The sequence below is a fragment of the Streptomyces adelaidensis genome (genome assembly GCF_016598475.1).
GTDB lineage: Bacteria > Actinomycetota > Actinomycetes > Streptomycetales > Streptomycetaceae > Streptomyces > Streptomyces adelaidensis.
Genome location: NZ_JAEMUX010000116.1, coordinates 1 through 21,431, shown reverse-complemented (window position 1 = coordinate 21,431; position 21,431 = coordinate 1). Strand labels below are relative to the sequence as shown.

Here is a 21,431-nt window from a genome sequence, read left to right as displayed (position 1 = left end):
CCGCTCCACCGAACGCGACCGCTCCACCGAACGCGACTGCTCCACCCAACGCGACCGTTTCATCGAACTCGATCACGTCGAGAAGGTCTTCGACGTCCGCAAGAAGACGGGCTTCCTGCGCCGGGAGCGGCGGGAGGTGCGGGCCGTCGACTCGATCTCGTTCACCGTGGCGCGTGGCGAGATGGTCGGCTACATCGGGCCGAACGGCGCCGGGAAGTCCACGACGATCAAGATGCTGACCGGCATCCTGACGCCGAGCGGCGGCCGGCTGCGGGTCGCGGGCATCGACCCGTCGCGGGAGCGGACGCGGCTCGCCCGCCGTATCGGGGTCGTCTTCGGCCAGCGCACGACCTTGTGGTGGGACCTCCCGCTCATCGACTCCTACCGGCTGATGCACCGTATGTACCGCATCCCCGACGCCCGTTACCGCCAGAACCTCGACCGCTGTGTCGAACTCCTCGAACTGGGCGACCTGTTGGACGTCCCCGTACGGCAGCTCTCGCTCGGCCAGCGCATGCGCGGTGACATCGCGGCGGCGCTGCTGCACGATCCCGAGGTGCTGTACCTGGACGAGCCGACGATCGGGCTCGACGTCATCAGCAAGGCCAAGGTCCGCCAGTTCCTCAAGGAGCTCAACACCGAGCAGGGCACGACCGTGCTCCTCACCACGCACGACCTCCAGGACATCGAACAGTTGTGCCGCCGGGTCATGGTCATCGACCACGGGCGCCTGATGTACGACGGGCCGCTGACCGGGCTGCACGAGGTGGGCGAGAGCGAGCGCACCCTCGTGGTCGACCTGGAGCGCGAGCTGCCGCCGATCGAGGCGGCGCCCGCCCGGGTCGTACGGGTCGAGGGGCCCCGGCAGTGGCTCGCCTTCCCGGCGTCGGAGTCGGCGGCCCCGCTGGTGGCGCGGATCGCGGCGGAGTATCCGCTGGTGGACCTGTCGGTGCGGGAGCCGGACATCGAGGCGGTGATCGCCCAGATGTACGTGCAGCAGGCCGAGCGGGTGGGGGAGCAGGCGAGGGAGCGGGCGGGCGAGCAGGCGGGGGAGCAGGCGGGGGAGCCGGGGCAGGCCGTGCCGTAGCGCTCGGCGTGCGGCCGGTTCGGTCGTCTCGTAGCCCGGCGTGGGCGGTTCCTCGTACGCTGATCCGTATGACGGACGACCTGCCGGATCTTCCGGCCGCCGCGGACCTCCGGGCTTCCGACGCCGATCGTGAACGAGTCTCCGAGCAGCTGCGGGACGCCCTCGCGGAGGGGCGGCTCGACATGGAGGAGTTCGAGGAGCGGCTCGACGCGACCTACAAGGCGCGGACGTACGGCGAACTGGCGCCGATCACCCGCGATCTGCCCGGAGCGGGGACCGTGGCGCCGCCGGCCGTCGTGCCGACGCCGTCCGTCTCGCTCGTCAAGGGGCCTGCGCAGGGCGCGAGTTGGCCCGAGCGGATCGTCGGCGGCGAGGGCTCCACCACGTGGGGCGTCGCGATCATGTCCGGTTTCGAGCGCAAGGGGCACTGGACCGTGCCCGCGCGGTTCGACTGCTTCGCGTTCTGGGGCGGCGGGGAGCTGGATCTGCGGGACGCGAACTTCGCGGAGCGCGAGGTCACGATCAACTGTGTGGCGATCATGGGCGGGATCAATGTGATCGTGCCGCCGGGGGTCGAGGTCGTCGTCCGGGGCATCGGGATCATGGGCGGGTTCGACCAGAGCGAGGAGGGCGTGCCGGGGGAGCCCGGGGCGCCGCGCGTGGTGATCACCGGGTTCGCGTTCTGGGGCGGGGTGGGGGTCGAGCGGAAGCTGCCCAAGGCCGAGCTGAGCCGGTTGAAGGCGGCGCGGCGGCAGGAGCGGCTGGAGCGGAAGGAGGAACGGCGGGAGTTGCGCGCGTCCCGTCGCGACCACACGCACGACCTGCACGAGGCACATCGCGACGCCATGGAACAGGTACGGGAAGCGATGCGGTCGGAGCGGGAGCGGGAGCGGCGGCGGAGACGGGACAGCTGAGACCGGTTCGTCCTACAGCTCCGCCGGTGCCGCGCCCTTCAGTTTCTCCAGGTCGAAGACCTTCCCCATCCGTTCGTAGCCCTTGTCGCTCGGGTGGAGGTGGTCGCCCGAGTCGTAGTCGGAGCGGAGGCGGCGGGGGTCGTAGGGGTCGCGGAGGGCCTTGTCGAAGTCGATGACCGCGTCGAAGACGTCACCGGCGCGGATGCGGTCGTTGACGGCCCGGCGTACGGACTCGCGGTCGTCGGTGTAGCCGCGGTGGCCGTGGAAGGGCATGAGGGTGGTGCCGACGACGCGGAGGCCGCGGGCGTGCGCCCGGGCGACGAGTTCGCGCAGGCCGGCGGTGATGGCGTCGGGGTCGGCGTGGTCGCGGTTCTTGAGGATGTCGTTGACGCCGAGGTCGATGACGACGGCCTTGACACCCGTACGGCCGAGGACGTCCCGCTGGAAACGGGCGAGGCCGCTGGGGTTCTCGGCGGGGCGGCCGTTGCCGTCGGTCAGGACCCGGTTGCCGCTGATGCCCTCGTTGACGACGGTGTAGCGGGGGATGTCGGAGGAGCCGGCGGCGGAGCGGAGGCGGTCGGAGAGGACGTCCGTCCAGCGCCGGTTCTCGCCGACGGTGGAGGTGATGCCGTCGGTGAGGGAGTCACCGAGGACGACGACCGTGCCTTCGGACTCGTTGCTCAGCACGTCCAGGGCGGTGACGTAGCGCCAGTGCAGGGACTGGGTGGTGTAGTGCTCCCCGGTGATGTCCGCCGCCTGGTCGCCCTCGGCGGTGTAGGAGATCTGCCGGGCGTGCGTGTGGTAGGTGACGGGGCCGGACGGGGTGGGCGAGTAGGTGGTGACGAGTACGTCGCCGCCGTGCGGGATCGCGACCCGTACGGCGTCGCTGACCACCTGCTGACCCGCGGCGATGACGACCGTGGGGTTCCCGGCGAAGGTGAGGCGGCGCATGGTGTCGGCCGCGGCGGCCGGGGTGTTCGCCGTGGCGGCGACCGCGAGCGAGGCATGGGTGATGGTCAGCGGCTGCTGGCCGTAGAGGTTGGACAGCGTGACGCGGGCACTCGTACCGCCGGCGGCCGTGTGCAGCACGTTGCGGACCGAGCGGCCCGCGAGGCCGTTCGGCTCCGTGCCGGGCTCCGATCCGCTGGGCGAGGCCGCCCAGGCGCCGACCCAGGTGCCGGTGGAGGCGGGGGCCGCGGTGCTGCGGGGCGCGCGGGCGAAGGTCTCCTGCCGGCGGCTGCCGTCGTCGATGCCGACTCCGACGTATATCGCGGCCGAGACCGCCACGATCAGCGCGGCCATGGCAGCCAGAAGTGCATAACCGTGATGCTTGGTCATGCGGTGTGTTACTCCTCGGGCAGTGGAGCCCCGAGGCTCCGATGTGATCACCCCATGATGCGGCATGGGATGGGGGTCGCTTGTGAGAACCCCCATCGGTTCCCCCGCCCGGACAGACGCGGGGAACTCCTGTTCCGTTCCAGGAGTAGGTCTGAGTGGATCTATGGAGTACGTCACCAAGAGGGCTAAGCGCCGAACAGTTGGAGCGCCGAACAGCTGAAGCGCCGAAGAGCTGAAGCGCCGAAGAACGGGACAATGTGTACGGGGGACAGGAACGGGTGGAGTGAATGGACCGTACGAAAACGGAAGAAGCGGAAGAAGCAGCCGGGCCGCGTCTGTCGCACCGCACGATGACCACCTTCAGCGTCGCCGACGAGGAGAAGCAGCGGGGCGTGCGGCAGATGAAGCTCATCGCGGCCGGGCTGCTCCTCTTCGTGGCGGTGGTGTACGTGCTGGCCAAGTGGGCCTCGCACGAGGGCGCCGGTGCCTGGGCGGGCTATGTCGCGGCGGCGGCCGAGGCGGGCATGGTGGGTGCGCTGGCGGACTGGTTCGCCGTGACCGCGCTGTTCCGGCATCCGCTCGGGCTGCCCATCCCGCACACCGCGATCATCCCCTCCAAGAAGGACCAACTGGGCGTCACCCTCGGTGAGTTCGTGGGCGAGAACTTCCTCTCCCAGGACGTCGTACGGCAGCGGCTGCGGGCCGTCGGCATCGGCAGCCGGCTCGGCGCGTGGCTCGCCGAGCCGCAGAACGCCGATCGGGTGACGGCGGAGCTGGCGACCGCGCTCAGGGGCGCGCTGACGGTGCTGCGCGACTCGGACGTGCAGGCCGTGGTCGGGGAGGCGATCACCCGGCGGGCGAACGCGCAGGAGATCGCGCCCGGCATCGGCAAGATGCTGGAGAAGATCGTCACCGACGGCGGCCACCGGCGGATCGTCGACCTGATCTGCGTCCGCGCCCACGACTGGCTGGTCCTCCACGACGCGCAGGTCATGGACGCCGTCGAGGGCGGCGCGCCCGGCTGGACCCCCCGGTTCGTGGACCGGAAGGTCGGCGAGCGGGTCTACAAGGAACTGGTCCGCTTCGCCGCCGAGATGCGCGACTCGCCCACCCATCCGGCGCGCGGTGCCCTCGACCGCTTCCTCACCGACTTCGCCACCGACCTCCAGTCCGACACCGACACGCGCGCGCGGGTGGAGCGGCTGAAGGGCGAGGTGCTCGGCCGGGGCGAGGTCCAGGACCTCATCGCCTCCGCCTGGACGGCCGTACGGTCGATGATCGTGTCCGCCGCCGAGGACGAGCGCAGCGAGCTGCGGCTGCGCGTGCGGGCCTCGCTGCTCTCCCTGGGCACCCGGATGGCCACCGAGCCGAGCGCGCAGGCCAAGGTCGACAAGTGGGTGGAGGGCGCGGCCGTGCACGTCGTGACCACCTACCGCAAGGAGATCACCTCCCTCATCACCGAGACCGTCGCGAGCTGGGACCCGGAGCACACGACGCGGAAGATCGAGGCCAACATCGGCCGTGACCTGCAGTTCATCCGGATCAACGGCACGGTGGTGGGTTCGCTGGCCGGGTTGCTGATCTACACGGTGTCGCGGGCGCTGGGGGCGTAGGGCCGTACGGGGCCGTGCCGACGCCGGGCGTGGGCCGTAAGGGTGCCGGGGCGGTGGCCGGGCGTAATCGCCGCTCGGCAGGGCACCCGGAGCGGGTTCGCTCGACGCGGAGGGAGCCCCAGCCCATGTCCGTCACCGCCCCAGGGTCAACGAGTGTGATCACCACCGCCGTACCGGCGCGCCTGGACCGTCTGCCCTGGTCGCGCTGGCACTGGACGGTGGTGATCGGGCTCGGCACGGTGTGGATCCTCGACGGTCTGGAGGTGACCGTCGTCGGCAACATCGCGGGCCGGCTCTCCGAGGAGGGCAGCGGGCTGCCGATCACCTCCGCGCAGGTCACGGGCATGGCGGCCGCGTTATATGTGGCCGGTGCCTGTGCGGGCGCCCTGTTCTTCGGCCGGATGACCGACCGGTTCGGCCGCAAGAAGCTGTTCATGGTGACGCTGGCGGTCTACCTCGCGGCGACCGCGCTGACGGCCGTCTCCTTCTCCTCCTGGTGGTTCTTCCTCTTCCGCTTCCTCACCGGCTTCGGCATCGGCGGCGAGTACGCGGCCATCAACTCCGCGATCGACGAGCTGATCCCGTCCAGGCACCGGGGGCGCGTCGACATCGTCATCAACGGCAGCTTCTGGCTCGGCGCGATCGGCGGCTCACTGCTGTCGATCGTCGCCCTGAACACCGGCCTCTTCCCGGCGAACGTCGGCTGGCGGCTGACGTTCGCGCTGGGTGTGGTGCTCGGTCTGGTGATCCTGCTGGTCCGCCGGAACGTCCCCGAGAGCCCCCGCTGGCTGCTGATCCACGGCAGGGAGGCGGAGGCCGAACGGCTGGTCGCGGACGTGGAGGAGAAGGTCGCGGCGGAGAAGGGCCGCGCGCTGCCGGCGGCCGATCGCGAGATCACCATCCACCAGCGCCGGAGCATCGGCTTCGGCACCATCGCCCGTACCGTCTTCTCCCGGTACCGCCGCCGCGCCGTCCTCGGCTTCTCCCTCTTCATCGGTCAGGCGTTCCTCTACAACGCGATCACCTTCGGTTTCGGCGCGATCCTCACCACGTTCTACGACGTCCCGACCTCCGACACCGGCTACTACTTCGCCTTCATCGCCGCCGGGAACTTCCTCGGCCCGCTGCTGCTGGGCAAGCTGTTCGACACGGTCGGCCGCCGGATCATGATCTCGTCGACGTATCTGCTGTCCGGTGTGCTGCTGTTCGGCACGGCCTGGCTGTTCGACCGGGGTTCGCTCGACGCGGTGACCCTGACGATCTGCTGGTGCGTGGTGCTGTTCTTCGCCTCGGCAGGCGCGTCCAGCGCCTATCTGACGGTCTCCGAGGTCTTCCCCATGGAGACCCGGGCCATGGCCATCGCCTTCTTCTACGCCCTCGGCACCGCCGCCGGCGGCATCAGCGGCCCGCTGATCTTCGCCCGGCTGACGGAGTCGGGCGTCGTCGCCGACACCGTCCTCGCCTTCCAGATCGGCGCGGGCCTGATGTGCGCGGCGGGGCTCGTGGCGGCGTTCCTCGCGGTACGCGCGGAGCGGCGCTCCCTGGAGGACATCGCCCGGCCGCTGTCGGCGACGGCCGCCACCACCCAGGTATCGGCGGCGACGCCACTACCTAGGTACCGCTGAGTACGTCCGGGGTGGGGCGGGCTGAGTACCCGTACTCTGTCGGCCCGCCGCCCGCCCCGGAACCCTCGTACGCATGACCGAGAAGCTGCTCCGCCCCCTGCGCACGCGCCCCTGGCCGGAACGCTGGCTGACCCGCCTGCTCGGCGCCGCGCTCGCCGCGGCCGCGTACCGCCTCTGTCTGCCCTGGGATCTGCGCAACCGCCCCGAACTGGAGGGTTCCCTCACGGAGACGACCCCCGTGACCGTCATGGGGGTCGTCGTCCTCGCCCTCGTACTGCTGCTCCTCGCGGCGTACTTCGGCCGTCGGGACGCCCTGGCCTGGCCGTTGCTCCTGGTCGCCGTTCCGCCGTCGGCCCTGATGCATGTGTCCTTCCACGCCCACCGAGAGCCCCCCGACGCCGCCGTATGGCCCCTGGCCTGGGCCTTCTTCACCCTCGTCCTCGGCGCGTGGGTGCTGATCGCGGCCTCGGTGGCACGGCGGTTCCGGGCGGTGGGGGTGGACGCGGGGGCCGAGGAGTGGCTGATCCAGGGCCGATCGGTGGGCGAGCCGGTCCGGGGGAGGGCCGCTCAGCCGTAGAAGTACTGCCGGGCCTTCTGCTCGAAGTACGAGGAGTAGGCGAGGCCGATGACGGGGGTGCCGTGGTACGTGCCCACGTACTGCTGGGTGCTGTCGACCACGACGGGCCGGGACAAGCTGGCCCACTTCTGGCGCTGCTGGGCCTCCGCCCACCGGACGGCGGCCGGGTCCACCCGGTCGCTGATCAGGACGGGGAACGAGGCGAGCCCGTTCTGGAAGCCGGCCGGCAGACCGCCCTTCGTCTTCTTCGCGTACGCCATCACCTGGTCGGTGAAGGCCTCGATGGTCGGGATGGTTATCTCCTGGACCGCGGCCGCCACCGTGAACAGGTGCAGCCTCGTTCCCATCCACCGCCACTTGAAGTCGGCCCGGCGCCCGACGAGCACCGGCACGCCGGCCCAGTCCTCCCACCAGGTACGGCATTCGTCGGCGGCGAGTCGGGCGGCTACGGAGGCGAGGTAGTCCTGGGACGCGGACTGCTGTGGATGCATGGCCGGATCATGCACCCGGCCGTGCGCCGCTGGGAAGTCAGGCCCCCGTCGTGGAACCGGGGCGGATGATCATCAGGACCGTCACGGTGGCCCACAGGAGGTTGAACATGCCGGTGAACATGGCGAGTTGAGCCGTGACCTTGGGGCCGACGGTGGCAAGTGGACGCGCCGTCGCGGTCGGGTCGGTTCCGCCCGGGTCCCTGGCACCGAAGCCGACGCCGACACCGACGCCCTCCAGGATCTCCTCCTGCCGGGGCAGGACGAGTGCCAGCAGGACGATCGCCGCGAGGGCGGTCAGCAGCATCGACACGATCAGCCAGGTGTCGCCGAGCACCCCCATGCTCATCGCCGTGGCGAATCCGAGCGCGGGCACCGCGATGCCGACACCGCCGTACACCCGGCAGATCCGGTGCAGCAGCCGCAGGGCCGACACCGCCCGCTCGCTGCCGGGTTCGGCCAGGGCCTTGCGCGCACTCGGCGGGAACATGCTGGCCGCGACGGTGACGGGGCCGACGGCGATGATCGCGGCGAGGACGTGGAGGGAGAGCAGGAACTTGGTCACGGTGGGACGGTAGGACGCGGCACGATCACGTAGAAGTGGCGAGATTGCCATGCCTCAACAGATTCTCGCCACCGGTGACTCGGCGAGGGCCTACGCTCCCGCCATGCACACCGTGGCCGTACTGGCGCTGGACCAGGTCATCCCGTTCGATCTCTCCGCCCCGATCGACACGTTCGGCTGGGCGCGGCTGCCGGACGGCCGGGAGGCGTACCGGGTGCGGGTCTGCTCGGTGACAGGGGGCGGGGAGGTGGCGGCGGGGCCGTTCAGCGTGCGGGCGCCGTACGGCCTCGACGCGCTGGCCGAGGCCGACACGATCATCCTGCCGGGGACGGCGGACCCGACGGTGCCGCTGCCGCCGGCCGTGACGGAGGCGCTGCACGCGGCGGCGGCGAACGGTACGCGGATCGCGTCGATCTGCGTCGGGGCGTTCATCTTCGCGGCGACGGGCCTGCTGGACGGCCTGCGCGCCACGACCCACTGGCTCGCGGCCCCCGACCTGGCCGCCCGGCACCCGGAGGTGACGGTCGACCCGAACGTCCTCTACGTCGACAACGGCCAGTTCCTCACCTCGGCGGGCGCCGCCGCGGCCATGGACATGTGCCTGCACATGGTCCGCAAGGACTACGGCTCGGCGGTCGCCGCGTTCACCGCCCGGATGTGCGTCATGCCCCTCGAACGCGAGGGCGGCCAGGCACAGTTCATCGTCCAGGACCAGCCCCCGGCCCCCGCCGGCGCGACCATGGAACCCCTGCTGCGCTGGCTGGAGGAGAACGTGGAGCGGGATCTGACCCTGGACGACATCGCCCTCCACGCCGGCACCAGCTCCCGCACTCTCAACCGCCGCTTCCGCGAACAGACCGGCACGACGCCGTTGCAGTGGCTGCACCGGGCCCGGGTCCGCCGCGCCCAGTACCTGCTGGAGTCGACGGACCACCCGGTCGAACGCATCGCGACCCAGTCGGGCTTCGGCTCCCCCACGGCGTTCCGGGACCGCTTCAAGAGGGTCGTGGGGACGAGCCCGTACGCGTACCGGCGGGCGTTTCGGGGGGAGGGGAGCGCGCTCTGACCGCGCCTGTCGGCCACCACCCAGGACGCCGGCGCGACGGCCCCGGCCACCCCGAACACCGCGGGCCACGCGCCCACCTTCTTCGCCGGCGGATGCGACCCGGCGAACGCGGCGGCATACCCGGCGCTCAGCGCCGCCGCGGCCGGGCCGCCGCATCCCGCCGCCACCGCTGTGCGGCCGCGGCTCCGGCCAGGGCGAGCACCGCCCCGCCGAGCGGCCGGGCGAGCACCGCCCCGCCGAGCGGCCGGGCGAGCACCGCCCCGCCGAGCGGCCGCTGCCTGGTCCAGCGAGCGACTCCGTACCCGCCACCCAAACCTGAGTCGAGGGTTGTCAAGTTTCCTCCTGCGAGTTATATAAGAAGACGTGGGAAATCCACAGGGCATCGCACCCAACGCCATGAGAGAGGAGTGACCCGTGATGCTCATGCGTACCGACCCGTTCCGTGAATTCGACCGACTCGCGCAGCAGGTGTTCGGCTCCAACAGCAGGCCGGCCGTCATGCCGATGGACGCCTATCGGTCCGGTGAAGAATTCGTCGTCCACTTCGACCTTCCCGGAGCGGACCCGGAGACCATCGACCTGGACGTGGAACGCAACGTCCTGAACGTCCGCGCCGAGCGCCGCTCCCCGGCCCCCGAGGATTCCGAGCTGATCGCCGACGAGCGCCCGACGGGTACGTTCACCCGGCAGCTCTTCCTCGGTGACACCCTGGACGTCGACCGCGTCGACGCCTCCTACGAGGCGGGCGTCCTCACCCTGCGCATCCCGGTCGCGGAGAAGGCCAAGCCGCGCAAGATCCAGATCAGCGGAGGCGACGGGGAGGGCGGCGGCCGCAAGCAGCTCGACCGCTGACCGTAGCGCCCGTAGGTCACCTTTGGGGCGCCAGGCGTTTCTACGTCGGCAGCCGCCGGGCGCCCCGAGGGGCCCGTACGACCATAGCCAGCAGGGACGCGACGAGGCAGACCGCGCTGAGCGTCGTCCAGACGACGTCGTACGCGCCGAACAGATCGCGCGCGGTGGCGCCGAGGAACGCCGAGGCGCCCGCGCCCAGTTGGTGGGCGGAGTTGACCCAGCCGAAGACGATGGGGCCGTCCTCGCCGTAGACGCGCTCGGTGAGGGCGATGACGGGCGGGACGGTGGCGACGTCGACCAGGCCGTAGATCACGACGAAGGTGATCATGGTGGGGGTGACGGTCGACGAGAACACCATCGGCAGCGCCAGCAGGGTGAGTGCGCGGACCGCGAAGTACGCGGTCAGCAGGCGGCTCAGGTCGAAGCGGTCGGTGAGCCAGCCGGAGAAGACCGCGCCCAGTGCGGAGAACACCCCGATGAGGGAGAGCAGCGACGCGGCGGCGGTGGCGCGCATGCCGTGATCGTGGGCGGCGGGCGCCCAGTTGCTCCACATGATGCCGTTGGTGGAGGCGCCGCAGATGACGAACATCCCGGCCAGCAGCCAGAACTGCCCGGTGCGCGCGGCGTCGAACAGCACCTTCAGGGCGCGCCGCGCCGCCCCGGACGCCGCTGGGGGCTTCGGCACGAACTCCGTCGCCCCGTACGGCTTCGCGCCCACGTCCGCCGGGTGGTCGCGCAGCAGCAGGAGTACGAGGGCGGCCACCGCGAGGGCCACGAACGCCAGTGTCACCACCGGGGGGCGCCAGCCGTGCCGGTCGATGCCCCAGGCGAGCAGCGGCAGGAAGAGCAGTTGGCCCAGGTGGCTGGAGGAGCTGAGCACACCGGTGACCAGGCCGCGCCGCCGCTCGAACCAGCTGCCGGTGATGCTGGCCGCGAAGGTCATGGTGAGGCAGCCACTGCCGAGACCGATCAACACGCCCCAGTACATGGTCAGTTGCCAGGGCCGCGCCATCACGCTCGTGAGCAGCGCGCCCGCCGTGACGAGCAGGAGGGCGCCCACGACCACCCGCCGGATGCCGACCCGGTCCATCAGGGCGGCGGCGAAGGGGGCCGTGAGACCGAAGAGCACCATGTTCACCGAGGCGGCGAGGGCGATCTGGCCCCGGTCCCAGGCGTAGCTCTCGTGCAGCGGGGTCACCAGCAGGCCGGGGACGGTGGTGAAGGCGCCGGCGGTGACGATGGCCGCGCCGGCGGCCACGGCGACCGTCCAGGCGCGGTGGAAACGGGCGCGCTCAGGGGGCTGGGGATGTTCGGTGGGCGGGGCGGGGTCGGTGGGTTCGGGGTGCGTCGTCCGGGTCAACTCGGCCATGTTTCCAGCCTGGTGGCGGAGTCCCGTCATCACGAGTGGCCAGATGGACCACATGCGCAACAATATGGCCATGCCTGTCTTCGCCCATCCCGGACGCCACCGCGTCGCCGTACTCGCCCGCCAGATGCTGCTACCCATCGAGCTGGGAATCGTGCACCAGCTGTTCGGGCAGGCCAGAGAGGGGGCGACGGCGGACGGGGAGCCGCTCTACGAGGTCGTCACCTGTGGGCTGCGGGCCGGCGTCACACGCACGGACGGCGACTTCACGGTCAACGTCCCCTACGGGCCCAAGGCCCTGGCCGAGGCGGACACCGTGATCGTCCTGTCGTCCCACGAGGACTACGTCCAGGAGACCCCCGACCTCACGGCCCCGCTCGCGGACGCCCTCGCCTGCATTCGCCCCGGCACCCGGATGGCCTCCATCTGCACCGGCGCCTTCGTCCTCGCCTCCGCCGGGCTGCTCGACGGGCACACGGCCACCACGCACTGGCGGTACACCGACCTGTTCGCCAGGCTGTTCCCGCGGGTCGAGCTGGACCCGGACGTCCTCTACACCGACGGCGGAGACGTCCTGACCTCGGCCGGCTGCGCCTCCGGCATCGACCTGTGCCTGCACATGATCCGGTGCGACCACGGTACGGCCGTGGCGGGCGACGTGGCCCGCCGCACCGTCGTGCCCCCGCACCGCGAGGGCGGCCAGGTCCAGTACGTCCGCCGCCCCGTGCCCGCCCTCTCGGCGCCCGCCACCTCCGCCGCCCGCGAATGGGCGCTACGGCATCTGCACGAGCCCGTCACCCTGGGGCAGTTGGCGGCCAGGGAGGCGATGAGCGTGCGGAACTTCAACCGGCGGTTCCGCGACGAGGTCGGTACGACGCCGATGAACTGGCTGGCGCAGCAACGCGTCGGGCGCGCACGTGAGTTGCTGGAGGAGTCGGACCTCGCCGTCGACCAGATCGCGGCGCGGACAGGGCTCGGTACGGCGGCGAATCTGCGGCGGCGTTTCCAGGTGGCGCTGGGGACTTCGCCGAGTGCGTACCGGACGACGTTCCGCGGTGCGTGACGCCGAGTGGCGCCCAGCCCCCGAGTGGACCGCCACCACCTGCCCCACCCTGGTCGTACGCGGAGCGCAGGGCACCATGCCGGCGGCCGACGCCGCGAGGATGCCGAGTTGTCGGGCCCCGGGCACCAGGACCGACCTCGCCGTCATCGAGGACGCGGGCCACGACGTACACCTGGACCAGCCGCAACGCCTGTACGCAGTGATGGCCGGATTTCTCAACTCCCTTGTCTGCAGCGCCAGTTGACCGGCGCGCAACTGTGATCCACGTCACCACCGGTGCGTGAGGGAAGTGGCCCGCGACACCCCCGTAGGCCTGGCATGCTCATGCGTGACTACTGGGGGGTAACCGCTGTGTGCGCACTGTCATGAGGACAGCTGTGCCGCCACGGCCCGCCCTCCGCCGCCAGGTGCCACCTCTCATCTCACACCTGACTTCCTGATGAACCTCCTGACTCATCCCCTCCCGAATTTCTGACCTCCTGAAGCGCACCCCCCAATCTCCGCTCCCGAGGACACACGTGTACAAGCTCAGAAGACATGCCCTGGTTTCGGCCCTGTCGGCGATCACCGTCGCGACCCTGCTGGCCACCGGCTGTTCCACCACCTCCCCGTCCACCGCCGACAAGGCGGGTGCCGCGACGGCCGAGACCCCCGAGGCCGCGGCGGCCGAGGAGCAACTCGCCGTCGTCTCCGCCCCGACCGGCCAAGCCACGCCCACCGCCGTGGCCGACGCGGACACCACCGACCAGGGCAAGGCCAAGAAGTCGACGCTCAAGGTCGCGTCGTACGACAAGAAGAGCGGCCGGGCGGTCATCTCGGCACCGGCGGGTTCGAACGCCGAGTCATCGGCGACCCCGTCGAAGACGCCCTCCACCGCCCCGGACCCGGACGCGAACCCGGATGACTCCGAAGCGAACCCGGACGCGGACTCCGGCGCGACCCCGGACTCGAACACCGACGCGGACTCGAACGCGGCCGCGAAGCCCAAGGCAGCCGTGGCCGTGGGCGACGTCATAGCCAGCGCCCCCGCCCCCGGCGCCCCCGACGGCCTGCTGGCCGAGGTGACGGAGATCGTCGACACCGCGACGGACGGCGGCGGTACGACGGTCGAGACGGAACCGGCGAAGCTCAACTCGGTCCTCGGCGAGAACGAGGCCGAGGGCACGGTCCCCGTCGACCCGTCCACCATGGACGTCGACCCGCTCGTCCAGGGCGTGAAGGTCTCCTGGGCGAAGACCGGCGACCTCAACTTCGGCCCCGAGGGCGCGAAGCTGCCGCTGGGCAGCCTGCGTATCGACGTGGGCGCGGCCGTCGAGACGGCGGCGGGCGCCCCCGCCTCGGCCGCCGCGTCGGTCGAGGGCTTCGTCCAGCTCGCCCCCGAGGTCGTCTTCTCGTACGACGGCTCCGGATCCGGCACGGGCTCCTCGCCCGGCGGCGCGTTCCTGGGCCTGACCGGCGAGTGGGCGTCCCAGTGGTCACTGAAGGGCCGCGCGGCCGGCTCGACCGACGGCGACCCGATCCGTATCCCCTTCGCCGAACTCCACGCCGACCCCGTCATCCAGGTCGGCCCGGTCCCGATCGTCGTCAACCTGGACCTCGTCTGCTACTTCCAGGTGGAGGCCGACGGCCGCGTGACGGTCGACGTCGAGCAGGACCTCAAGGGCGACTTCCGCGTCGGCGGCAACTTCAGCTGGTCCAAGGGCTGGACCGGCGTGAGCGAGTCCGACATGACCGGTGAGCCCCTGAAGACGACCGTCACCGCGGTCGGCGACGTCAAGGCCGCCCTCGGCGCCGAGGCCACCGTCGGCCTCTACGGCACGGTCGGCGTCACCGCCGACCTCGCCCCCTACCTCCGTGCCGAGGCCGACGCGTCGGCCGAGGGCTCGGCGAACGGCACCGGCTCGGCCTCCGGCTCCTGGGCCCTCTACGGCGGCATCGACCTCACCGGCACGCTCAACGTCCAACTCTCCATCTTCGGCACCCCGATCTTCCAGACGAAGATCCCCCTCGGCGCACTGCACGAGGAGTGGCTGCTGACGAAGGGCGAGGCATCGACGTAGCGAGTCGCGTCGTCCTGATCCCCGAGGTACGACCGCGTGGCCTGCCCCTCCCTGGGGCAGGCCACAGCCCTGTCCGGGGCAGGCCGCGCGGCCGTCGCCGCAGCCCGCCCGCCGAAGCGAGAGAATCACGCCATGGGGACCACGAAGACCACCGCCCGCGCCCTCAACCGGGCCACTCTCGCCCGCCAACTCCTCCTCGCCCGCGAGCCGTTGGAGGTGACCGAGGCGGTACGACGCGTAGTGGCCCTACAGGCCCAGCAGCCGGCCTCCCCGTACATCGCCCTGTGGAACCGCCTGTCCCCCTTCGACCCGGCGGCCCTCGACACGGCACTCACCGACCTCCGCCTGGTCAGATCCACCCTGATGCGGATCACCCTCCACACCGTCCACGCCGACGACTACGCCCCCTTCCGCGAGGCGATGGAACCGACCCTCCGGGGCTCCCGCCTCGGCGACCCCCGCTTCAGAGCCTCCGGCCTGACCCCCGCCGACGCCGACGCCGTCCTCCCACCCCTCCTGAAGTACGCCGAGGCCCACCCCCGCACCGCGGCCGAACTGAGAACCTGGCTGGACAACCACCTCGGCACCCCCCTCGACACGAACGCCCACCGCCTCCTCCGCCAGTACGCCCCGCTGTGGCACACCCCGACCGGCGCCCCCTGGTCCTTCGGCACGCCCCAGTCGTACGTCACCGCCACCCCACCCCCCGCCCTCGCGGACCCGCAGGCCGCCGCCGAGGGCCTCAAAACCCTGATCCGCCGCTACCTGGCGGGCTTCGGCCCGGCCACGGTGGCGGACATGGCCCAGTTCGCCCTGGTCCAGCGCCCACGCGTCAGGGAGGCGGTCCAGGCACTCACCGACGAGGACGAACTGGACGTACTCCAGGCCCCCGACGGCAAAACCCCCCTCTACGACCTCCCCGGAGCCCCCCGCCCCCCGGAGGACACCCCCGCCCCACCCCGCCTCATGGCCATGTGGGACAGCACCCTCCTCGCCTACGCCGACCGCGGCCGCCTCCTCCCACCCGGGTACCGCAAGCTGGTGACCCGCGTGAACGGCGACGTACTCCCCACGCTCCTGGTGGACGGCCACGTAGCCGGCATATGGCGCCCGCTCGGCAACTCCCCCGGCGCGGCGATCGAAGCCACGGCCTTCCACCCCCTCCCCGCCGAGGCCGGGAAGCCCTGGCCACGGAGGCCGCCGCCCTGAGCGCCTTCCTCATCGACCGAGACCCCACCCCGTACCGCCGCTACGACCACTGGTGGACCAAGCCCCTCCCACCCACCGCCGAAACCCGGCTCCTCCCCAACCCCAACGACTGACCACAGACTGGTCTGCCGACCGCTAAGCCCACGTCAAGTCCCGCCTACGAACAGCTGGTTGAGGCCCGACCCTGCCTACGATCGCCCCATGCTCCAGGTAATCGGCGCGGGATTACCGCGCACCGGCACGACCTCGATGAAGGCAGCTCTGGAGCGCCTCGGCTTCGACTCCTGCTACCACATGCTCGACGTCCGCACCCACCCCGAGCACGTGGACCCCTGGGAACGCCTGGACACAGCGGGCGAGGCGGGCCCCCGAACCCGAGACGACTGGGCCCCCTGCTCGACGGCTACGGCTACCGCTCCGGCATGGACTGGCCCACCCCCCACGCCTGGCACGAACTGGCCGACCTCCACCCGGACGCCAAACTGATCCTGACGATCCGCGACCCGACCAAATGGCAAGAGTCCATCCGCACGCTCCTGTCCCACGTCCCGGAAGCCCACTCCCCGCTCGACACCCTCCCCGACCAACCCCGCAGGGTCTTCACAGCCCTACGCCGCCTACACCGCATCCTCGACGAGACCGGCCAGACCTACTTCGGCCCCGACTGGACCTTCTCCACCGCCCTGAACGACGAGGCCACAGCGGTAACCCTCTTCGAAGAACACACCAAGACCGTCACGAAGACCCTCCCCGCGGACCGCCTCCTGATCTTCGACGTACGCGAAGGCTGGGCCCCCCTCTGCACCTTCCTGAACGTCGACACTCCGGCCGAGCCGTTCCCCCACCGCAACGACAGAGACACGATGCGGACGGCCCTGGACTCCCTCAGGAACACCGGGCCAATGCACTGACCCCTCCCGCGACAGCGCCTCCGCATTACGCGACGGCACGCGCGACCACTCCGACGGGACGGAAGGGACTCATCCCGTGCCGATTCCGCCCCTCAACGCCGACAGGACCAGGCGCCCGTACCGAGTCGTCAGAGCTGCCGCTGTGGCGGCGACCGACAGGCCGAGCGAGATGAGGAGGTGCGCCACGGAGTGGTCGTCGAGGACTTGCAGGATGCCGAGGGCGGTACCGAGGGGCAGGCCGAGAATGGTGAGGAGGCCGAGGGCCCCGCTGATCTGCTGGCTTTCCTGAGTCTGTACGAGCCTGCTGTAGTCGCCGGCTTCGGCGAGGATTTCGTTGAAGCGGGCGGGTAGCCGGTGCTGGTTCTGGAAGGCGAGCAGGAGGTCGTTCGCCGGGCCGTGTGCTGTGAGGTGCTGTCGCCAGTAGTTGCTGCGAAAGACGGCGATGTTTCTCTCCAAGGTGGCGACGCGTCGCGCGAGCCGTGAGGAGTCGAACACCCCGGAAAGTTCATCGGTGAGTTCGTCGATGTGATCGCGTTGGAGGACGCCCAGGAGTAGGGCGTCGAGATAGACGGTCCGGGAGTGCAGGGCACCGAATTCGAAGAAGTCGCCCTGACCGGTATCGGGCCGGTGGCCTAGGAACGCGGCCCCTTGCCTCAGTACGAGGGCGCTCCAGTCCGCCGAGATGCGTACCGCGTCTTTGAGCTGTTCGTCAGCTGTCTCGGGCGGGAGGGGAAAGTCTTCCGGTGTGGAGCGTGAGGCCAGTTGCCACAGCCATCGGTCGGCGTCGGCGGGCAGTTCCCTCTCCGGGCCTGTGCGGAGGGCGGAAGCGTGGTGTGCCGTCGGAGTCATGAAGGCGATCGTGTAGGGCCGGGCGATCGCGAACGGTGCGCCGGCGGCGTGGACATCGGCGACGTTGTCGAGAAGTACGGCCGGGTCGAACGGCCCGGTGAGCGGTTCGTCCGCGACGGCCGACCGCCGTCCGGCCAGTGTCCGGAGCACGGGCAGCAGCGGTCTCTCCACGCTGAAGTGCAGGACGGCGAGGGCGTGTTCGGGGTCGCGGGCAGTGGCGGCACGGAGCAGTTCCAGGCCGAGCAGGTGCAGTCCGTCGTGTTTGACGTCCGTGGGCAGGTGCCAGCGGCGGGGCCGTCCAGGCGCCCCGTACAGGGCTCGGGCGGAGGCGGGGGCGAAGTAGGTCGACCGGGTCTCGGCGTCAGTGCGGCGGCTGCCCAGCTCGAACGGGAAGGGGCCTTCGGCCCAGTCGGGGACGCGCGCCAGTCGCACGGGCAGGACGACGGTCAGTTCCTGGCGTGCCCCTGTGACGCCGGCGAGGAGTGGACCGTTGTCGGTCACCGGTAGTACTCGGCAGGGTCGGGCTGGGCGAGGCGGATCACGAACTCGGCCCGGTCGGGGCTCTCCGCACTGATGTGAAAACGAACGTGCTCACCTGCCCGGATGGTCCTGAACCCTTCGGTCACGATGTGTCGGTAGTCGAAGCTGTAGTACCGCTCGTCTTCGTCATCCCGAATGATGTAGGAGCTGAGTACACCGGTCGGTCCTCCGCCACTCAGCCGTGTGTCGACGATGGTTCCGTATCGCGGCCGGCCGCCGCTCATGTGGTCGTCTCCTCTGTTTCACCGGGGTCGTTGTCGATCTCTCGCACGCAGCGGAAACCGACCGCGTTGCTTGCGCCGTCCTTTCGGTAGAGACCCTTCGTGCTGGTCTGCACCGCGCGCATCGGATTGTCGTAGCTGCCGCCGCAGATGACGGCCTCGCCGGGGGTGGCCAGGCTGGTGGATGTCCATTCCCAGCAGTTGCCCACCATGTCGAGAGCACCGAACGGGGAACGGTTGCCCGGGCGCTCTCCGACCGGTGTCACCCCGGCTCGGCGAAGGGCGTCGCCCGCGAATTCCCGGTACCACGCCTGATACGTCACCACCGGTCGGCCGACCCAGGAGTCGGCGCAGTTGACACGGGCGCCGTCAGGCGCGTCACCCCAGGGGAACAGCCGACCGTCGGTGCCTCGCGCGGCAGCCTCCCATTCGAGCGCGGTCGGGAGCCGCTTGCCTTCGAAGGCCGCGAAGGCGTACGCACTCCACCAGCTGACACAGATGGCCGGGAGGGCGTCGTTGCGCGGGTTCTCGTAGTGGTCGGGTCGCTGCAACCGGTTGGTCCAGGGGCGGTGGTTGATGTCGGCGGGCTGGTCCGGGTGGTCCCACTGTGAAGTGCCGTCCGCTTCGACGGCGTCGAGGAAGCGGCGGTAGCGAGCGACGGTCACCACGCTGCGGTCGAAGCGCACGGGCTGTGGGACACGGCGGACCAGTAGTCGTTCGGCTGGACCGACCAGGTAGGTCCCGCTGGGCAGTACACAGTCGTCGCTCTGCGGCCGGACGGGCATTCCGGCGAGGAAGGCGCGTACTTGTTCGGTGAGGAAGGCACCACCGGGAATGTCCGCTGCCTCGTCTCGGTGTGCCGGGTCGGTGAGATACCGGGCGGCAAGAAGCTCCTGATACGCGCTGTGCACGAAAGCGACGTGCTCAGGTCCGGCAGGGCGCAGCAGCGGCTCAAGGACGCAGGCATCGAGATCGAGGCGTCCGTCGGTGAAGGCGCCGGCCCCCAACTGCCGCAGCAAGTCGAGTAGAGAGAAGACGGTTTGATCGGTGAGGAACGCGTGCCCGAACGCGACGGGTAGCCGCTGCTCAAGATCGGGCCGCCCTCGCTCGGCCAGCGTCCGCGTGATGTGCGTGCCGAGGATGTCCGCGAGCGTCTGCCCCGACGGAAGGTCCAGCGCTGCGATGAGACGCTTCTCCAGAGGGGTGGCCTCGGGCTCGGCCAGGCGTACGACGTGGAAGTGCGGAACACGCGACGGGTCGAGGCCGTTCGCGTACATCTGCTCGACCAGTTGCTCGGAGCGGCCGGCGCCGCTGTCCAGCAGCTGGCGCACCTGGGGGGAGTCCGCGAGGAAGGACACCCGTGAACTCATGACCACCGCTGATTCGGCGGAGAGGACGGCGGCAAGATCGGTGAAGAGCCGCAGGAAGCCCGCAGGGCTGGACTCCTCGACGCCTTCATCGACGGCATCCAGCACGCACAGCGCGGTCCCGGAACGGATCAGGTAGAGGAAAAGGTCGAAGGCGCGGGAGCGGTCCGACGGTCGCATGGCCGGCGCCAGGAGACGGGCCGCGTACTCCGAGAACGGTTCGTCCTTCGGCTTGAGCCCGAGGTCGAAGTAGAAGCGAAAGCGGCGGATCTCGGGGTTGGCCGCGAGCGAGCGCAGGAGCGTGCTCTTTCCGCTGCCGGGACGACCGGTGACCAGGACGTTCGCGCTGCTACGTGCGAGGCGCGACAGAACTTCCGCAGCGTTCCCGGAGTGCACTACCCGGGACTCGCCGGTGCGCTGGTCGGTGGTCAGTGTCGCCGCGGCGACAACGGTCTGCGGCTCTGCCGGTTCGACGGTGGGGGCGACACGGGCGAGGTGGCTGTCGAGATCGACGATGGTGTCGAGGAACCCGTCGTAACGCACGATCCGGAAGTCCTCGCCCAGCAGCTGATGGAGCGGGCCCGAAGCTGCTCCGCCACCACCGCCGTCGTCGTCCAGGACGACGAACCGGGTGAGCTTGGGCAGGCGGGTACGCAACAGCTCGCCATCACTGGAGGCGAGGACGGTACTCAGCTCGTCGGCGTCCTGGGAGAGCATCAGCTCCACGTATTCGAGACGCACCCCCGACTCGCGACAGAACAACAGGTACACGGTGTCCCGGCTGAGTACGAACCGCTTGGCCTGCCGGTAGCCGAGTGTGAGGTAGAGCCCGGCAAGGAACTCGCAGCGTTGCGCCACCTCGGGAGCCATGTCCGGCTCACCGCCCAGCAGCGCCACGCTTCCGGTGCCGGTGAACCAGACCAGCACGTCGACGAGCCTGCGCACCGCCAGCAGCCCGTCCTCGTCGCTGATGTCGTAGCCGTCGTGCGTGGACCGGTTGCGGAGTCGTCGGATGTCGTCCAGCGCGTCCATGACCGTGCTGCTGCGGATATACGGTCGGCAGCGCTTTACCAGGTCGTTCAAGGCCTTCGTCGAAGGATCACCCTCGATGCCGTGGTGACGCCACAGCTCCTTGAGTAACTTCTCCGCCAGCTTTCCGACCAGCGCGACGGCGTTCTCCGGATAACCGTCGTTCAAGGACCGTAACGGCCGCGCCAGATCGAGCCCCAGCCGGTCGGCGATCCGTGAATGGTCGTCGAGTTCACCCCTCAGACGCCGCAGCCGTTCGTCGACCACATCGCTCACGCGTCTTTCCCTCGCCGCTGCCCGAGCACGAACGCGAACCGGTCGGGAAACACGAGGACTGGCTCCGGATGAGCGTCCCGCATCTCTTCGATGCCCTTCTCGATCTCGCTGTCGCTGAAGGTCGACAGCAGCGACATATAGCGCCCTCGCACCATTCCGAAGTACTTGTCCCGGTCGATGCGCAGCTCATGCTCGACATGGGTGAGGCCGGCTTCCAGCCCGGCCGCGCGCAGATGCGCCTCGATGTGCGCAGGGTCCGGCTGGAGCTCCGCGAAACGGTCGAGGGCGGCCTGGAACAGCGGATACCGGATCGTGGCCGGAAGCATCACCACCAGCAGCCGTCCTCCGGGCGCCAGCCGCTCGGACAGACCGCGGAGCGTCCGGGCCTGATCGGCCACATGATGCACCGACTCCT

At 70.5% G+C, this 21,431-nt stretch carries 19 protein-coding genes and 3 pseudogenes; 13 read left to right on the top strand and 9 right to left on the bottom strand.

All coding sequences use genetic code 11. The features are described from left to right. Positions 1-61: 61 nt before the first annotated feature. Together I8N67_RS37555 and I8N67_RS37550 are read left to right on the top strand one after the other, a co-directional pair. Complete coding sequence (locus tag I8N67_RS37555) at positions 62-1,087, top strand: ABC transporter ATP-binding protein (protein WP_307835486.1); 1,026 nt, start codon at positions 62-64, stop codon at positions 1,085-1,087. A gap of 68 nt (positions 1,088-1,155) precedes the next feature. Then, a complete protein-coding gene (locus I8N67_RS37550; protein ID WP_200308772.1) occupies positions 1,156-2,001 on the top strand; it encodes a DUF1707 SHOCT-like domain-containing protein in 846 nt (281 codons plus the stop codon). A 12-nt stretch (positions 2,002-2,013) separates the two neighbouring features. Here I8N67_RS37550 and I8N67_RS37545 read toward each other — a convergent pair whose 3' ends face one another. Next, complete coding sequence (locus I8N67_RS37545; protein WP_200308771.1) at positions 2,014-3,339, bottom strand: SGNH/GDSL hydrolase family protein; 1,326 nt, start codon at positions 3,337-3,339, stop codon at positions 2,014-2,016. Positions 3,340-3,626: 287 nt separating this feature from the next. Here I8N67_RS37545 and I8N67_RS37540 point away from each other — a divergent pair, with 287 nt between their 5' ends. The 3 genes from I8N67_RS37540 to I8N67_RS37530 all read left to right on the top strand — a co-directional run bounded on the left by I8N67_RS37540 (position 3,627) and on the right by I8N67_RS37530 (position 7,154). After that, on the top strand, positions 3,627-4,952 hold the full coding sequence (locus I8N67_RS37540; RefSeq protein ID WP_234046908.1) for a DUF445 domain-containing protein: 1,326 nt from the start codon (positions 3,627-3,629) through the stop codon (positions 4,950-4,952). A gap of 125 nt (positions 4,953-5,077) precedes the next feature. After that, positions 5,078-6,577, top strand: a complete 1,500-nt coding sequence (locus I8N67_RS37535) for an MFS transporter (RefSeq protein ID WP_200308769.1) — start codon at positions 5,078-5,080, stop codon at positions 6,575-6,577. A gap of 73 nt (positions 6,578-6,650) precedes the next feature. Continuing rightward, positions 6,651-7,154 carry a hypothetical protein gene (locus tag I8N67_RS37530; RefSeq protein ID WP_200308768.1) on the top strand — a complete coding sequence of 168 codons (504 nt, stop codon included), beginning with the start codon at positions 6,651-6,653 and terminating at the stop codon, positions 7,152-7,154. Here I8N67_RS37530 and I8N67_RS37525 read toward each other — a convergent pair. Both I8N67_RS37525 and I8N67_RS37520 read right to left on the bottom strand, forming a co-directional pair. Next, the gene (locus tag I8N67_RS37525; RefSeq protein WP_200308767.1) at positions 7,145-7,645 is read right to left on the bottom strand and encodes a levansucrase; all 501 of its coding nucleotides are present in this window, start codon (positions 7,643-7,645) and stop codon (positions 7,145-7,147) included. The genes I8N67_RS37530 and I8N67_RS37525 overlap by 10 nt on opposite strands. Positions 7,646-7,682: 37 nt before the next feature. Then, the gene (locus tag I8N67_RS37520) at positions 7,683-8,207 is read right to left on the bottom strand and encodes a protease (protein WP_200308766.1); all 525 of its coding nucleotides are present in this window, start codon (positions 8,205-8,207) and stop codon (positions 7,683-7,685) included. A 103-nt stretch (positions 8,208-8,310) separates the two neighbouring features. On the opposite strand from I8N67_RS37520, the gene I8N67_RS37515 reads away from it, so the two are divergent. Further along, a complete protein-coding gene (locus I8N67_RS37515) occupies positions 8,311-9,273 on the top strand; it encodes a GlxA family transcriptional regulator (protein WP_200308765.1) in 963 nt (320 codons plus the stop codon). Here I8N67_RS37515 and I8N67_RS43405 read toward each other — a convergent pair. Next, a pseudogene (locus tag I8N67_RS43405) lies at positions 9,273-9,607 on the bottom strand (hypothetical protein); the annotation flags it as partial. The gene I8N67_RS37515 and the pseudogene I8N67_RS43405 sit on opposite strands and share 1 nt — an antisense overlap. Positions 9,608-9,690: 83 nt before the next feature. Between I8N67_RS43405 and I8N67_RS37505 the strand changes: the two are divergent. Next, the gene (locus I8N67_RS37505) at positions 9,691-10,125 is read left to right on the top strand and encodes an Hsp20/alpha crystallin family protein (protein WP_200308773.1); all 435 of its coding nucleotides are present in this window, start codon (positions 9,691-9,693) and stop codon (positions 10,123-10,125) included. 40 nt (positions 10,126-10,165) lie between these two features. Here I8N67_RS37505 and I8N67_RS37500 read toward each other — a convergent pair whose 3' ends face one another. Next, entirely contained in the window at positions 10,166-11,494 is a 1,329-nt protein-coding gene (locus I8N67_RS37500) for an MFS transporter (protein ID WP_200308763.1), read from the bottom strand. A gap of 70 nt (positions 11,495-11,564) precedes the next feature. Here I8N67_RS37500 and I8N67_RS37495 point away from each other — a divergent pair, with 70 nt between their 5' ends. From I8N67_RS37495 to I8N67_RS37470, 6 genes and pseudogenes are all read left to right on the top strand, one after another. Continuing rightward, a complete protein-coding gene (locus tag I8N67_RS37495) occupies positions 11,565-12,554 on the top strand; it encodes a GlxA family transcriptional regulator (protein ID WP_234046906.1) in 990 nt (329 codons plus the stop codon). Continuing rightward, positions 12,481-12,798, top strand: a complete 318-nt coding sequence (locus tag I8N67_RS37490; protein WP_372443891.1) for an alpha/beta fold hydrolase — start codon at positions 12,481-12,483, stop codon at positions 12,796-12,798. Before I8N67_RS37495 ends, I8N67_RS37490 begins: the two co-directional genes overlap by 74 nt. Positions 12,799-13,072: 274 nt before the next feature. Then, a complete protein-coding gene (locus I8N67_RS37485; RefSeq protein ID WP_200308760.1) occupies positions 13,073-14,614 on the top strand; it encodes a hypothetical protein in 1,542 nt (513 codons plus the stop codon). 132 nt (positions 14,615-14,746) lie between these two features. Further along, a pseudogene (locus I8N67_RS37480) lies at positions 14,747-15,936 on the top strand (winged helix DNA-binding domain-containing protein). A gap of 88 nt (positions 15,937-16,024) precedes the next feature. Beyond that, positions 16,025-16,309 (top strand): sulfotransferase, encoded by a 285-nt coding sequence (locus tag I8N67_RS44780; protein ID WP_200308759.1) that lies wholly within the window; start codon positions 16,025-16,027, stop codon positions 16,307-16,309. After that, a complete protein-coding gene (locus tag I8N67_RS37470; RefSeq protein ID WP_372443890.1) occupies positions 16,207-16,734 on the top strand; it encodes a sulfotransferase family protein in 528 nt (175 codons plus the stop codon). Before I8N67_RS44780 ends, I8N67_RS37470 begins: the two co-directional genes overlap by 103 nt. Positions 16,735-16,803: 69 nt before the next feature. Here the strand turns inward: I8N67_RS37470 and I8N67_RS37465 are convergent, their stop codons facing one another. The 4 genes and pseudogenes from I8N67_RS37465 to I8N67_RS37450 all read right to left on the bottom strand — a co-directional run. Beyond that, complete coding sequence (locus tag I8N67_RS37465) at positions 16,804-18,084, bottom strand: hypothetical protein (protein ID WP_200308757.1); 1,281 nt, start codon at positions 18,082-18,084, stop codon at positions 16,804-16,806. Beyond that, on the bottom strand, positions 18,081-18,347 hold the full coding sequence (locus I8N67_RS37460; RefSeq protein WP_200308756.1) for a hypothetical protein: 267 nt from the start codon (positions 18,345-18,347) through the stop codon (positions 18,081-18,083). The genes I8N67_RS37465 and I8N67_RS37460 overlap by 4 nt, the downstream gene beginning before the upstream one ends. Continuing rightward, the gene (locus I8N67_RS37455; protein ID WP_200308755.1) at positions 18,344-21,016 is read right to left on the bottom strand and encodes an SUMF1/EgtB/PvdO family nonheme iron enzyme; all 2,673 of its coding nucleotides are present in this window, start codon (positions 21,014-21,016) and stop codon (positions 18,344-18,346) included. Before I8N67_RS37455 ends, I8N67_RS37460 begins: the two co-directional genes overlap by 4 nt. Beyond that, positions 21,013-21,431 (bottom strand): annotated as a pseudogene (locus tag I8N67_RS37450) (class I SAM-dependent methyltransferase); the annotation flags it as partial. The pseudogene I8N67_RS37450 and the gene I8N67_RS37455, both read right to left, overlap by 4 nt.

Bases quoted from the DNA above. Each gene is read 5' to 3' on its own strand.
- I8N67_RS37550 (WP_200308772.1), top strand. From the start codon at position 1,156: ATGACGGACGACCTGCCGGATCTTCCGGCCGCCGCGGACCTCCGGGCT.
- I8N67_RS37515 (WP_200308765.1), top strand. From the start codon at position 8,311: ATGCACACCGTGGCCGTACTGGCGCTGGACCAGGTCATCCCGTTCGAT.
- I8N67_RS37525 (WP_200308767.1), bottom strand. From the start codon at position 7,645: ATGCATCCACAGCAGTCCGCGTCCCAGGACTACCTCGCCTCCGTAGCC.
- I8N67_RS37460 (WP_200308756.1), bottom strand. From the start codon at position 18,347: ATGAGCGGCGGCCGGCCGCGATACGGAACCATCGTCGACACACGGCTG.
- I8N67_RS37500 (WP_200308763.1), bottom strand. From the start codon at position 11,494: ATGGCCGAGTTGACCCGGACGACGCACCCCGAACCCACCGACCCCGCC.
- I8N67_RS37545 (WP_200308771.1), bottom strand. From the start codon at position 3,339: ATGACCAAGCATCACGGTTATGCACTTCTGGCTGCCATGGCCGCGCTG.
- I8N67_RS37495 (WP_234046906.1), top strand. From the start codon at position 11,565: ATGCCTGTCTTCGCCCATCCCGGACGCCACCGCGTCGCCGTACTCGCC.
- I8N67_RS37530 (WP_200308768.1), top strand. From the start codon at position 6,651: ATGACCGAGAAGCTGCTCCGCCCCCTGCGCACGCGCCCCTGGCCGGAA.
- I8N67_RS37540 (WP_234046908.1), top strand. From the start codon at position 3,627: ATGGACCGTACGAAAACGGAAGAAGCGGAAGAAGCAGCCGGGCCGCGT.
- I8N67_RS37505 (WP_200308773.1), top strand. From the start codon at position 9,691: ATGCTCATGCGTACCGACCCGTTCCGTGAATTCGACCGACTCGCGCAG.
- I8N67_RS44780 (WP_200308759.1), top strand. From the start codon at position 16,025: ATGCTCCAGGTAATCGGCGCGGGATTACCGCGCACCGGCACGACCTCG.
- I8N67_RS37535 (WP_200308769.1), top strand. From the start codon at position 5,078: ATGTCCGTCACCGCCCCAGGGTCAACGAGTGTGATCACCACCGCCGTA.